Here is a 13769-nt window from a genome sequence, read left to right on the forward strand (position 1 = left end):
ATTTCCGCCGTTGCCTGCCTCTTCGCGGAATGCGGAGAAAGGCAACGCTCGCGCAAGCTTCGCACCCTATTGTCATTACGGGGCCAAAAGGTCTCGGACTCTATGAATGACGGTGCGGAACAGAATGAATCTGTTAAATCAAATCCCTCAGGTCTTGAAGAATGTTGCTGCGCTGGGGCAGACACGGCTTTTGATGCTGGGCGGCGTGGGCGTTTTGTCCATGGCCATTATCCTTGCAGCAGCGCTTTACGTGAACCGTCCCGCTTACGAGACCCTTTATGTGGGGCTTGAAAAAAGCGACCTCAACAAGATCAGCATTGCGCTCGCCGAATCGGGTCTGGACTTTCAGGTAGGGACCGATGGTTCCAGCCTTCAGGTTCCCGTTGGGCTCACCAGCAAGGCACGGCTGCTTCTGGCCGAGCGCGGCCTGCCGGACAGCGCCAATGCCGGTTATGAGCTTTTCGACAATGTCGGTTCTCTCGGCCTGACCTCCTTCATGCAGGAAGTGACGCGCGTTCGCGCCCTTGAGGGCGAAATCAGCCGCTCCATCCAGCAGATTGACGGCATTGCCGCTGCACGCGTCCATATCGTCATGCCTGACGTCGGCAATTTCCGCCGTGGCGAACAGAAGCCCACCGCATCGGTCATGATCCGCGCCAGCGCCACCGCAGGGCGCAAGGCATCGGCTTCCATCCGTCACCTCGTCGCCTCGGCCGTTCCCGGCCTCGAGGTCGATGATGTGACTCTCCTCGATTCGACCGGCCAGCTTCTGGCCTCCGGCGACGACGTCACCAACGCCGCCATGAACCGCTCGCTGACACTGGCGCAGAATGTTCAGCAGGAAATCACGACCAACATCGACAAGGCGCTGGCGCCTTTCCTCGGCATGGACAATTTCCGCTCCAGCGTGACGGCGCAGCTCAATACCGACAGCCGCCAGATTCAGGAAACCGTCTACGACCCGGAATCACGCGTCGAGCGCTCCATCCGCACGGTGAAGGAAGACCAGAAATCCCAGGAAACGCAGCCGGATACGGCCGCGACCGTGGAGCAGAACGTACCGCAGGCAGCGCCCCAGGGCGGCGGCAGTGGCCCGCAGTCTTCCGACCAGTCGGCCAAGAAGGAAGAGCAGACGAACTACGAGATCAATTCCAAGACGGTCGCCACGGTCAAGAACGGCTATACCGTCGAGAAGATTTCGGTCGCGGTTGTCGTCAACAAGGGTCGCATCGCCAAGATGGTCGGCGAACCCGCCGATCAGGCCAAGATCGACGCCTATCTCGCCGAGATGCAGAAGATCGTAACCTCGGCGGCCGGCATTTCTTCCGATCGCGGCGATATGGTGACGCTCACCGCTATGGACTTCCTCGAAACGCAGCTGCTTGATGAAGCCGTAAGCGGGCCGGGCATCATGGAAGTGCTGAGCCGCAATTCGGCCGGCATCATCAACTCGCTCGCCTTCGTCGCCGTCGCCTTCCTCGTCATCTGGCTCGGTGTGCGTCCTCTGGTCCGCACGGTTACCGCCAACGGTGCAGCAGCGGGTCAGCTCAGCCAGGAGACTGCCGGTCTGGAACTGCCGGACTTCTCTCCCGGCATGGATGCCGGCGCAGGTGGTCTCATGGAAGGTTTCGGGGCGGATTTCGGCTTCGACAGCACCGACGATCTTCTGGCAGGCGGCGATGGCGAGGGCACATTCAACCGCCGGGTTCGCGAAGGGCCCGAACGCAGGCTCTCCCGCATGGTGGAAATCAGCGAGGAACGAGCCGCCAAGATCCTGCGCAAATGGGCGGTGGAAAAAGCAGCATAATATCAAAAAGGCCGGTTTTACCCGGCCTTTTTTCTGTTTTCGGGCTTTTTGCTATCCTTGGCGGGCGCATCGTGGCAATCTCGTTTTAGGACAGTGTTTACAAAAAATTCAGCAACGATACAGTTTGCTGGGAATTGGCTGAGAATGCCGTTTATGGATTGAACAGCTTTTCAGTATGTTTTTTTAGCAATAGACGAACAGTGAAATACGTGGAAAGGCTGGTGTCAGGTAATGGCAAATCCCAGTCCGTTCCATAAAATGAAGTGATTCGGTCTCCGGGGGCTTGCCGTCCCATTTTGGTAAGCTTCTCGAATGGAATGATTCCATCCCGAGGTATAATCTCCCACTGGGAGCAAGAGGGCGTAGGCGATTGAAAGTCGATGTTGATATCCGCAGGCTGTCTGCCAAGCCTATGGAGGGCATGGGTAAGCCCTTGCCACGCGATCAGCTTGCTAAAAACGTCGCAGCCACGGCTGCTGCCGGTAACGTTGCAGGCGCACTGGATCTGCTCGTAACCTATGCTGGCGCCTCGCATTATCTGCTGGCGCGGGATGATCTTCTCGAAGAAACCGGACTGAAATTCATCGTCACCTCCGACTGGCCTTTTGATCTGGTCCGCAGGCTTGGCCTTGAACTGGCCAACAGCCAGAACAGATCAAGCGAAATGGAGAAATGCCTTTCGCTTCTGCAGCCACGGCTGCTTTTCCTTCCCGATGATGTTGCGGTTCCCTACGGCATAGACCGGCAATATTCGGCGCTCTCCTTCTGCGTGGGCCGCATCCGGCTTTCTCTGCTGCTGCTGTTTCCCGAAGAAGCGGTGCCTTCGCCGGAAAGACTGCGCGAAATCGCCCTGCTGACGGGTTATTGCGTCAGTTTCGGCATTGCCAGCGAAGCAAAGACCGTGCGCGATATCGATCTCACGGAGCGTGAGCTTGAGTGCCTGTTCTGGATCGCGGAAGGCAAGACAAGTGACGAAATTGCGATGATCCTTGGCATTTCACGCAATACGATCAATAATTACATCACAAGCGTGATGCGGAAAACCGCGACAAAAACCCGCTCGGAGGCAATTGCCTACGCCGTGCGCAACAACCTCGTATAATGGTCGGACGGATGGTACAGACGAAAGACAATGAGGGTACAGGTCAAATGGGCATGTTTTACCGCAGCCCTGTCGTGACGAGCCGGTCGGATCTGTTTCCGAAGCTTGTCGCCATGCAGAAGCTGGTCGGCGCGCGCAATTTCGTGGTGACGAAAGCTGCCGCTTCCGGTTTCCCGAACAAGAAGAAGTTGACCTGCGAGCTGGAAAACTGGGGCATGAATGCCGCAGAACAGAGCACGCAGTTCATCCGCGCCGTCGGCGATATTCTTCTCGATCATATCGAGACATCGCTTCTGCCGGTGATATGGCGCAACAAGAATGCCGGCGGCTTTGCCGATCTTCCCGATGTGCCCGCACTTCTGCGCCGCATCGAGAACGACACATTGCCCTATGCGGGGCTCGCCCTGCCGGTGCGGCTTGGCACTATCGGCAACGGTTATATCGTCTTCTGCGGTACCAACCTCGTTCTCGACAATGAGGTCGTGATCGAGCAGCACATCAAATGCTGCGAGATCATGGTGGACATGCTGGCGCTGGACGAGCGCAAGGCAGCACCCTCCGAAGCCCTGAGCGAGAGGGAAATCGCCTGCCTGCAACTGGCGGGGGATGGCCGTATCAGCGAAGAAATCGCGGTCAAGCTCGGGCTTTCCGTGCACACCGTCAACGCTTATCTCGGTTCGGCGACGATCAAGCTCGATTCCGTCAACCGTATCCAGGCGATCGCCAAGGCTATCAGGCTCGGTTACATCCATTGATGGCGGGCGGGTTTTCCCGCCCCTCCCAGGCCGGCGGCCCCGAACCGGCATTTGCGCGCCCCCTAAAAGGCGCTATCGGCACTTCGCGTTTTTTTAACAGTTGCCTACTAGAACTTTTATAAGTTTGGCTTTGGGGAACTGTTTCATGCACAACCGGCTCTTTAAGTCCGTTGCTGGCAAGGTCGTCGCGTTGACGATCGGCCTGATCACGCTCAGCGTGGCGGCAGTTGGTTTTTCGACCTATATTCGCTTGAAGGACAACATCATCACCACCGCGCTGCGTGATACGCACAGCGCGATGCGCGGCATGTCTATCCTTTATGAGATGAAGGTCGGCGGCGTTGCCCTCGAAATGGTGGATGGGGACCTCAAAAGTGTGGGTCGCGCCAGCATCGGAACGATGCGCGACAATGATCTCGTCGACCGCACCGCAGCCGGTAACGGCGGTATTTCTACCGTGTTTGAAGCCAAGGGCGGCGAATTCATTCGCATGACCACCAATCTGAAGAACGAAAAGGGCGAGAGAGCAGCCGGCACCAAGCTTGCTACCGATCATCCCGCTTTTGCGAAAGTCTCCAAGGGTGAGGCCTATTTTGGCACCGCCACGCTGTTCGGCACCAGCTACATGACCGGTTACATGCCTGTCACGAACAAGACCGGCGCAACCGTCGGCATCCTGTTCGTGGGTGTTCCCATGGACGTCTACGATGCGCAGATATACAGCCTGCGCGACATGATGCTCATCTGCGGCGCGCTCGCCATGCTTGGCGTCGGACTGCTCGCCTACTTTGTCATCAAGCGCACGCTTCAACCCCTTGGCAAGTTGACCGATGCGGTGAAGTCCCTTTCGGACGGCAATCTCGATACGCCGATCCCTTACGCCACCAACACCAATGAATTTGGCAACATCGCCCGCGCGCTGGTGATTTTCCGCGAAAATGCGCTTGAGAAACTGGCGATCGAGGGCAAAAGCGCCGAAGAACGCTCTGCGGCGGAGTCCGAGCGTTACCGCAACGACGCCGAGAAACAGGAACTCGACAGCCAGATCGAATTTGCGGTCGGCGAGATCGCCTCTGGTCTCGGCAGGCTGTCGCGTGGCGATCTGAGCCGCACGATCGAGACGCCTTTCGCTGGCCGTCTCGACCGTCTGCGCACGGATTTCAACGAATCCCTCCTCAACCTGCGCGATGCGCTGGGGCAGATTCGTGAGCGCACGCTCATCATCCAGCATAGCGGCTTTGAAATCGAGCAGTCGTCGGTCGATCTGTCGAAGCGCACCGAGAATCAGGCCGCCTCGCTGGAAGAGACCGCTGCCGCTGTAGACGAAATCACTGTCACCGTCAGATCCTCGGCCGAGCGTGCGCGGGAGGCCAATGAGGCCGTGCGCATCACCAAGCAGAGCGCCGACAGTTCCGGTTCGGTCGTCAGCAACGCCGTCGACGCCATGGGCCGCATCGAAGATGCCTCGCGCAAGATCGAGCAGATCATCGAGGTCATCGACGACATTGCCTTCCAGACCAATCTTCTTGCCCTGAATGCCGGCATCGAGGCGGCGCGTGCGGGCGAAGCGGGCAAGGGTTTTGCCGTCGTGGCGCAGGAAGTGCGCGAGCTTGCACAACGCTCTGCCGACGCGGCGCGTGAAATCAAGCAGCTCATCAACCAGTCGACGCAGGAAGTCAGTTCCGGATCGAAGCTGGTGCAGGAGGCGGGCACCGTACTTTCCGCCATCAGCCGGCAGATCGTCACCGTCAGCCAGCATGTCGAAACCATCGCCACGGCAACGCAGGACCAGTCCTCGGCACTTCATAACGTCAACAGTTCCGTCAACCAGATGGATCAGATGACCCAGCAGAACGCGGCCCTTGCCGAACAGTCGAGTGCGGCCAGCAGCATATTGTCCGGAGAGGTGGAAGCGCTGCTCGATCTCGTTCAGCGTTTCCAGATGGAACATGGCTCGGCGACCGGCAGGGATCGATTGAGCCGTGCGGCCTGACACGCTTATTCAGACGTAAACACCTCCCGGATCGCAACATCCGGGAGTTTTTTATTCTGCCGCCGCGCGGGCCGTGCTGGATATCTGGTTGATGTAGGCCCGCAGCGCTGCCGGTTTGACCGGCTTGTGCTGGACGGAAATCCCGTATTTTTCCGCATCGCTGCGCACTTCCGGGCTGCGGTCCGCCGTTACAAGCAGGGCAGGGATCGTCTTGCCGTAAAATGTCCTGATGAGGCGGATGGCGCTGATGCCGTCGCCATCGTCCAGATGATAATCGGCGACGATGACATCGGGCGCTGCGGCCAAGGTGAGGAAGGGCTCCTCCAGCGTCGCCACGGAACCTGCGGGCAAAACCTCGCAACCCCATCCCGTCAGCAGCAGTGTCATGCCCTCGAGGATTTTCGGCTCGTTGTCGATGCACAGGACCCGGACGCCCTGAAGGCGGTCGCTGGCTGCGGGACTGGTTATCCCGCCATCGGTTTTTGCCGGCACGAGGCGATCCGCCTCGCGCGGCAGGTGGATGCGGAAGGTCGTGCCTTTTCCGGGGGTGGAGGTCAGCTGTACCGGATGGTGCAGCATGCGCGACAGTCGGTCGACGATGGAAAGACCGAGTCCGAGGCCGGATGCCGTTCTTGCACCCTCGTCCAGCCGGGCAAATTCCTTGAAGACGGTGCGAAACTTGGATGAGGGAATGCCGATACCGGAATCCGTCACCTGAATGACGACTTCACCGCCACGCCGGCGCGCACCGACGACCACCTTGCCCCTCAGTGTATATTTGATGGCGTTGGAAACGAGATTCTGTATCAGACGCCGCAGGAGGTTGGGGTCGGAGCGGACGGTCAGCGAGGTTGGCATGACCACGAGGTCCAGGTTCTTCTCCTGCGCCATCGGTGCGAAATCGGTCTCGATGCGTTTCAGCAACTCATTCAGCGGCACGGATGTCATGCGCGCCTTCATAGAGCCGGTGTCGAGACGGGAAATATCGAGGACAGCACCAAGAATGGTCTCCACCGATTCCAGCGCCGAATCGATATTGTGGACGAGATCGCTTTCGCCAGAAGCGCCAAGCCGTTCGACCAGCGAGGAGGAATAGAGGCGGGCGGCGTTCAGGGGTTGGAGAATGTCATGGCCGGCGGCGGCGAAAAAGCGTGTCTTGCCGATATTCGCCTCGTCGGCGGAGGCTCTTGCCTCCGCCAGTTCGCGGTTGACGCGGGTAAGCTCAACGGTTCGCTCCGCCACGCGCTGCTCCAGCGTTTCGTTTGCCTGTTTCAGCGCCTGATCGCTCGCCACCCGCTGGGTGATATCGGTGAAGGTGGCGACGATGCCTTTGTCCGGCATGGTGTTGGAGCGCACTTCGATGATGCGCTCGCCGCCCGCCAGCACCAGCGAGAAGGGCAGATCCATGGTCAGGAAGCTGGTGATCAGTTCATTCGTGTCACCGGCGGGCATATCGCCGCGTTCCTGCAGCATCGAAACGATATCCGTGAGCGGTACGCCCACCTGCCCGAACTGCTCGGGTAGATCGAGAAGGGTGCGGAAACGCCGGTTCCAGATGGTCAGCTGCTGCGAACTGTCGAAAACGGCAATGCCCTGATCCATCTGGGCGAGCGCGGTCTGCAGCATGTCCTGGTTATATTGCAGGGCCTCGCTCGCCTGATCGAGCAGCCATGCCGTATCCGCACTGGTGTCTTCCGCCTTCTGTAGAATGATCGAAAGCACCAGACGGGCGGAGGAGGAGCCGATGGCGCTGCCCAGCAGCTGTTCGGAGAAATGAATCAGCGCCATGTCCGCCGGCTGGTCGTCATTGAGCTTCCTGCCTGCCGTCTTTTCATAGGTCGCGAGTGACCGCAGCATGCGCTCCTCGCCGAGATAACGGGCGACCGCGCTTTTGAGATCACCGACGCTGACGCGGGTTTTCCAGCCGCGGGTGGCGAATTGCGATTTCGAGTGGCGCTTGACGAAGATGCCGGACTGGATGCGCTCCACCGGCCTCGGATTTCGCGAAAGCGAGCCGAGCACGAAGGCGAGGCTGTTGACGAGCAGGCTGAGAATGACCGCATTCACGAATGGGTCGGCTTCCGGCCCATTGAATACTGTGCTGCCGGAAAACAGGAAACCGAGAATATTGGCTGCCACCTCGGAATTGTCAGGCCCGCCGAAGCTTGGCAGGAACAGCAGATAGGCCCAGACAAAAAAGCCGGAACTCAAGCCCGCGATCGCACCGCGGGCATTGGCGCGCCGCCAGAACAGCCCGCCGAAAAGGGCAGGGGCCATCTGCGCAATGGCGGCGAATGCCAGAAGGCCGATGGAGGCGAGGCCCGTGGCACTGTCGGCGGCGCGATAATAGCCATAACCCAGCAGCAGCACGGCAAAGATCGCCGTTCGGCGGATGTTGAGCAGCGTCTTGGCGAAGTCGTCCCGGTGCGGTGAGCGGTTCAACAGCTTCTGCCGCAGGAAGATCGGCATGACGATATCGTTGGAAATCATGATCGACAGCGCCACCGAAGCGACGATCACCATCGCGGTCGCCGCCGAAAAGCCGCCGATGAAGGTGATCAGCGACACGACCGGCATCTGATGATTGAGCGGCAATTGCAGCACGTAGAGATCGGCATCGCCATTGGCGCCGAGCGTCAGAATGCCGGCAAGCGCGATCGGCAGCACGAAGATGTTGATCGCGATGAGGTAGAGCGGCAGCAGGAACCCGGCCATACGCAGCTCTTCCGGCGTGCGGTTTTCAACCACCGTGACGTGGAACTGGCGCGGCAGCAGGATGATGGCGAAACCGGAAAGCAGCGTCATCACGATCCAGCGGCTGACGGGCGTGTGATAGGATATGGCCCGCATGGCCTGCTCATTATCCGTGGCAAGCTGCCACAGATGCGCGGGACCGTCGAAGAGGACGAAGAGTACGTAAAAACCGACGGTGCACATGGCGACGAGCTTGACCAGCGATTCCATCGAAATCGCCAGAATAAGCCCGTCCTGATGTTCGGTGGCATCGGTGTGGCGGGTGCCGAACATGACGGCAAACCCCGCCATGACGATGGTGACGACCAGTGGCAGATCGAGGAAATAAAGATTGCCGCTGCCAATGCCGTAATCGCCGGGATCGACCATTGTCGCTACCGAGCTGGAAACGGCTTTCAGCTGCAGCGCGATATAGGGAATGGCGCCGACGAGCGCGATGATGGCGACGATCATCGCCACGGTGGAATTCTTGCCGTATCGGGCGGCGATGAAATCCGCGACGGAAGTCAGTTTTTCCGTTTTCGCCAGTTCAACGATGCGGCGGATGATCGGCATGCCGATGGTGAAGGCGAGGATCGGCCCGGTATAGATGCCGAGAAATTCCAGCCCCCTGTCTGCCGCGAGCCCCACACCGCCGAAATAGGTCCAGGACGTGCAATAGATTGCCAGGCTGAGCGCATAGACGAACGGACGCCCCTTTTTCGGAGCGTTTCTGTTGCGGCTGTTCCTGTCCCCATAGCTTGCAACCGCAAACAGCAGCAGGACATAAGCGAAGGCCGAACCGAATATGATCCACCCAGGAAGCACGCATCCTCCCCGTGCAAGAGTTCCCTGATATCAGCATAGGCGAATTCCGGGCCGTTGAGAATGAGCGCGGTCTGATCATAAAGTTCAAGGCGCGCGTGCAAAAAAGCTAATAAATGCAATCCCGCGGATTCCAAATGATGCCCGGACCCTATATGGTTGAGCGCGTAGGGACAGTCACATAGCTTCAGCTCGCGAAGCAGGAGAGAGGGACAATCTGAATGCTTAACGAATTTAAAACCTTCATTGCCCGCGGCAATGTCATGGATCTGGCCGTGGGTGTTATTATCGGTGCGGCTTTCAGCAAGATCGTCGACTCCGTCGTCAACGATCTCATCATGCCGATCGTGGGGGCGATCTTCGGCGGGTTCGATTTTTCGAACTACTTCCTGCCGCTGAGCTCCAGCGTCAATGCCACCTCGCTCGCCGCCGCCCGCGATCAGGGCGCCGTCTTCGCTTATGGCAGCTTTCTGACGGTTCTCATCAACTTCCTTATCCTCGCCTGGATCATTTTCCTGATGGTCAAGGGCGTCAACAAGCTGCGCGATTCGGTTGAGCGCAAGAAGGTTGAGGAAAAGGCGGAAGCAGCTCCGCCGCCGGAAGACGTCAAGCTCCTCACCGAAATCCGCGATCTGCTGAAGACGCGTTGATTGCCGGCATTGTCCCCGGCCTGATTTGCCGGCCCGTGCGGCCGGCGATCTGCTGCCGGGGATGATCCATAAAGAAAATCCATGATCGCCTCACGGAATATCATGCACATGGCTGGTTCGATGCGATAAGAAGGCACCAAACGGAGTGTCTTTAATGTCCATTTTGAACAGTCTGAGTGCGCGCTCTCTGGCGGCTCCCGAGAGCGGCATTGTTGAAGTCGTGAATTATGCCCGGGGGCGAGACAATCTCCTGCCGCTCTGGGTCGGCGAAGGTGATCTGCCGAGCCCGGACTTCATCAATCAGGCCGCCATCGATGGGCTGAACAATGGCGAAACCTTCTACACCTGGCAGCGTGGCATTCCAGAATTGCGCCAGGCGCTGAGCCGTTATTACGAACGCCATTTCGCGGCATCGCTACCGCCGGAGCATTTTTACGCTACCGGTTCCGGTATGCAGGCGATTGTGCTTGCCGTGCAGGCGCTGACCTCGCCCGGCGACGAAATGGTCTATCTGTCTCCGACATGGCCGAATATCGTTGCCGCCATCGGTGTGGCAGGCGCGAAGGCGGTTCCGGTGGGTATCGATTTCCGCGACGGCAGCTGGGATCTCGATATCAACAGGCTGGAAAGCGCGATCACCGGCAAGACGAAGGCGCTTTTCATCAATACGCCCTCCAACCCGACCGGATGGACGGCGACGCGCGATAATCTTCGTGATGTTCTGGCACTCGCCCGCAAACATGATCTGTGGATCGTCGCCGACGAGATTTATGCGCTTTATCATTATTCCGGCAGCCGTGCGCCGTCCTTCCTCGACGTCATGGAGCCGGATGACAAGATCGTCTTCGCCAATTCCTTTTCGAAGAACTGGTCCATGACCGGCTGGCGTGTCGGCTGGCTTGTTGCCCCGCCGGCCATCGGTCAGGTCATCGAAAACCTCATTCAATATTCCACTTCAGGCGTGGCGCAGTTCATGCAGCGCGGCGCAGTCGCCGCCCTCGATCACGGTGATGGTTTCGTGCGCGAGAATTACGAACGCGCTCTGACCTCCCGCGACATTCTCTGCGATGCGCTCATCGCGACGAACCGTGTGGAAACCCTGAAGCCCGATGGCGCTCTCTATGCCTTTCTCAAGATAGACGGCGTGACGGACAGCCGGGCCACGGCGCTCGATATCGTCGACAAGACCGGGGTCGGGCTTGCGCCCGGCACGGCCTTCGGTCCGGGAGGGGAGCTGTTTCTCCGTGCCTGCTTCCTGCGCAACCCAAAGCAGATAGAAGATGCGGCCGACCGGCTGGCATCCTATATCCTCGGCAGGTAAGCGTCGCCTCTGCGTACAATGGTTTCCCCTGCCGCGCCGGGATCGCGCTACGGTAGGGAAATCGGCAACAAAATCACAGCGAATACCTAAAACTGCAACCCCACGGCGCAACCATCGACGTGGGGGATTTTCTGTGCTATGCGCTCCTTGTTCCATTTATGAGAACATTTTCATCTAATAAATAAAAAGCACCTCATTGCGCTAACCAATCGTAAGCCACCTTTTTAATGGAGCTGGGGATCGGTCGCGTATTCGCTGTGCAAGTAATCAATGATGAAGAATTATTGGCTTTGATGGGGTCAAGAAAAGCAAACAGGGAAGTATTGTCATGGCTGTTCTGGTCACGGGTGGGGCCGGCTATATAGGAAGCCACATGGTGTGGGCTTTGCTCGATGCCGGGGAAGAGGTCGTTGTTGTCGATCGGCTTTCGACGGGGTCGCGCTGGGCAGTCGCGCCGGCGGCGCGTTTTTATCTGGGCGACGCGGCGGATCGCGCCTTGCTCGACCAGATTTTCGAAGAAAACCAGATCGAGACCATCTTCCATTTCGCGGGCTCCGTCAGCGTTCCTGAATCGATCAGCCAGCCGCTCGAATATTACGAAAACAACACGGGCACGACCCGCGCCCTCGTTGCGGCGGCAGTCGGCCACGGTATTCGCAATTTCATCTTCTCGTCGACAGCCGCCGTCTATGGAAACCAGCCCTTTGATGGCCCGGTTCCTGAAACCGCGATCCTCAGCCCTGAAAACCCCTACGGCCTGTCGAAACTCGCCTCCGAAATCATGCTGCGCGATGTCGTGCAGGCGCATGATTTCAATTACGTGGCGCTGCGGTATTTCAACGTTGCCGGAGCCGACCCGCAGGGGCGCGCCGGGCCTTCTCCCACCGGTGTGGCAAACCTCATCAAGGTCGCCTGCGAAGCCGCTACCGGTCGCCGCGACCGGGTGGAAGTTTACGGAACGGACTACCCGACCGCGGATGGCACCGGCGTTCGCGATTATATTCATGTCAGCGACCTGATCGACGCGCATATGCTGGCCATGGCGCATCTGCGTGCCGGTGGCGGCACACGCACGCTCAATTGCGGTTATGGCGTTGGTTATTCGGTTCTTGATGTCCTGCAGGCCGTGCAGCAGGAATCGGGTTGCGATTTCCCGATCATCCATTGTCCGCGCCGCCCGGGCGATATTGCGGCCATGGTGGCGGATTCGGCGCGCATCCAGTCGGAGCTGGGCTGGCGTCCTCGCTTCAACGATCTGGTGACCATCGTTCGCACTGCGCTCCAGTGGGAGGCCAAACGCCAGGCCCAGCAAAGCGACAGGATTCCGCCGGTGCGGCGCAAGCTCGCGGCAATAGGCTGAGCGGACTTTGCTTTACCTAAAGCGGTCTTTCCTGACGGAAGGATAAAGGATCGGCCGATCCAGTGGAGCGGCTGGTCGAAGCCAGCGATCCCTGTCAAAGAAGCTGCGTGTCAGCTTCAACCCCGGCGATTGTTCGCTTGTGAGCAAAATCACGTTCAGGCGATGGGGTGTCGTCGGTTCCGGTTTTATGGAAACCGAAATACCGAAATGTTGTGCCTGATAGGGCTGCATCCGGCGGGCCGGCTCAAGCATGTCCGCCAGATCAGCCCAGCGGGTTTGTTCGATGATCATGGTGAGTGTTTCATCGAGTTTTGTCAGAATGGCAGCACCATCCGGCGTCTTCGGCGCAACGGCCTTCATCCTGATGGAGCGAACCTCGCCGGACGCTTCGCCCCTGATCTCGAGGAAGAGCGAGGCCCGCTCGGCCGGGCCTGCCGCGTTCGCCACCGCAAGATCGGCCATGCACTCGAAATTGCGGATGTTGACCGGGCTTGTGTGCCAGCCATGCGGGTTGGAAAAACCTGCGGCAGTAAAGCGGTCGCAAAGCTCCTTACCGGAAAGAACGAAATCGCGTGCGAAAGATGCCCTGTCACCCCCTTGCTCAAATTTCAGAAGATGGGGCGGCAGAGAGACTTTTTGGGCGACCAGTTTCTGCCGCTTGACGGGCTTCATCTTCGGCGGGGGGGCCGCGGAGCGTGTCGCGGATGCCAGATTGAGATAAATCAGCAGGCTTTTGAGATGCTTCCTGTCATTGGCCAGCAGCACCGTCGCCCCGATGGCAAGACAAACGGCCAGCACCGCAAACAGCAGCGCGCCGGAGCTCACTCTTTTCTGCAAGCCTGCGTCCATCGCAAGACCTTAAGGGGCTGGCGGAAAGGCGTCAGCCGGTTTTGATATGGCTTTTCGGACTATCGGCAGCCCGGTGAATATATGGTGTGAGCGAAGGCTCTGAAAATCTTATGCAACTCACCGCCGAAGTTTCCGGCGGTGCAGGTCTTATTCGCCGTTGTTCTTGGCCGTGTCCTGTCCAACGGCGCTGCTTTCATCGTCTGCGACCGGAATGGCGTAGGAGCCGTTCAGCCAGCGGGCGAGATCAAGCGAGCGGCAGCGATCCGAACAGAAAGGATAGTCTTCCCGTGTCGAGGGCCGCCCGCATTCAGGGCATGGCTGGGATTTGCGCAGCGGCGTGACGTTTCCGGCGCCTTCGGGAGATTTTGCCATGG

At 59.0% G+C, this 13769-nt stretch carries 10 protein-coding genes; 7 read left to right on the forward strand and 3 right to left on the reverse strand.

Translation table 11 applies throughout. The features are described from left to right. Nucleotides 1-124 precede the first annotated feature (124 nt). The 4 genes from fliF to MRBLRC7O_RS00895 all read left to right on the forward strand — a co-directional run bounded on the left by fliF (nucleotide 125) and on the right by MRBLRC7O_RS00895 (nucleotide 5657). Nucleotides 125-1807 carry a flagellar basal-body MS-ring/collar protein FliF gene (gene fliF / locus MRBLRC7O_RS00880; protein ID WP_003503464.1) on the forward strand — a complete coding sequence of 561 codons (1683 nt, stop codon included), beginning with the start codon at nucleotides 125-127 and terminating at the stop codon, nucleotides 1805-1807. Nucleotides 1808-2177: 370 nt separating this feature from the next. Next, nucleotides 2178-2909 carry a transcriptional regulator VisN gene (gene visN / locus MRBLRC7O_RS00885; RefSeq protein WP_003503463.1) on the forward strand — a complete coding sequence of 244 codons (732 nt, stop codon included), beginning with the start codon at nucleotides 2178-2180 and terminating at the stop codon, nucleotides 2907-2909. Nucleotides 2910-2962: 53 nt separating this feature from the next. Beyond that, entirely contained in the window at nucleotides 2963-3664 is a 702-nt protein-coding gene (gene visR, locus MRBLRC7O_RS00890) for a transcriptional regulator VisR (protein WP_034496317.1), read from the forward strand. Nucleotides 3665-3809: 145 nt separating this feature from the next. Then, nucleotides 3810-5657, forward strand: coding sequence for a methyl-accepting chemotaxis protein (locus MRBLRC7O_RS00895; protein ID WP_003503461.1), 1848 nt, complete (start codon nucleotides 3810-3812; stop codon nucleotides 5655-5657). 51 nt (nucleotides 5658-5708) lie between these two features. Here MRBLRC7O_RS00895 and MRBLRC7O_RS00900 read toward each other — a convergent pair whose 3' ends face one another. Beyond that, nucleotides 5709-9218 carry a PAS domain-containing hybrid sensor histidine kinase/response regulator gene (locus MRBLRC7O_RS00900; protein WP_003503460.1) on the reverse strand — a complete coding sequence of 1170 codons (3510 nt, stop codon included), beginning with the start codon at nucleotides 9216-9218 and terminating at the stop codon, nucleotides 5709-5711. 218 nt (nucleotides 9219-9436) lie between these two features. On the opposite strand from MRBLRC7O_RS00900, the gene mscL reads away from it, so the two are divergent. From mscL to galE, 3 genes are all read left to right on the forward strand, one after another. Beyond that, a complete protein-coding gene (gene mscL / locus MRBLRC7O_RS00905) occupies nucleotides 9437-9865 on the forward strand; it encodes a large conductance mechanosensitive channel protein MscL (protein ID WP_003503459.1) in 429 nt (142 codons plus the stop codon). 154 nt (nucleotides 9866-10019) lie between these two features. Further along, nucleotides 10020-11186 (forward strand): pyridoxal phosphate-dependent aminotransferase, encoded by a 1167-nt coding sequence (locus MRBLRC7O_RS00910; protein WP_003503458.1) that lies wholly within the window; start codon nucleotides 10020-10022, stop codon nucleotides 11184-11186. A 328-nt stretch (nucleotides 11187-11514) separates the two neighbouring features. Then, nucleotides 11515-12546 (forward strand): UDP-glucose 4-epimerase GalE, encoded by a 1032-nt coding sequence (galE, locus tag MRBLRC7O_RS00915; RefSeq protein WP_060722890.1) that lies wholly within the window; start codon nucleotides 11515-11517, stop codon nucleotides 12544-12546. 12 nt (nucleotides 12547-12558) lie between these two features. On the opposite strand, the gene MRBLRC7O_RS00920 is transcribed toward galE, so the two are convergent. Then, nucleotides 12559-13395, reverse strand: a complete 837-nt coding sequence (locus MRBLRC7O_RS00920; RefSeq protein WP_162690767.1) for a DUF6030 family protein — start codon at nucleotides 13393-13395, stop codon at nucleotides 12559-12561. A 147-nt stretch (nucleotides 13396-13542) separates the two neighbouring features. Then, nucleotides 13543-13767 carry a DNA gyrase inhibitor YacG gene (gene yacG, locus MRBLRC7O_RS00925; RefSeq protein ID WP_003503455.1) on the reverse strand — a complete coding sequence of 75 codons (225 nt, stop codon included), beginning with the start codon at nucleotides 13765-13767 and terminating at the stop codon, nucleotides 13543-13545. Nucleotides 13768-13769: the final 2 nt, after the last annotated feature.

The sequence above is a fragment of the Agrobacterium radiobacter genome, assembly GCF_040801995.1.
Lineage (GTDB): Bacteria > Pseudomonadota > Alphaproteobacteria > Rhizobiales > Rhizobiaceae > Agrobacterium > Agrobacterium radiobacter.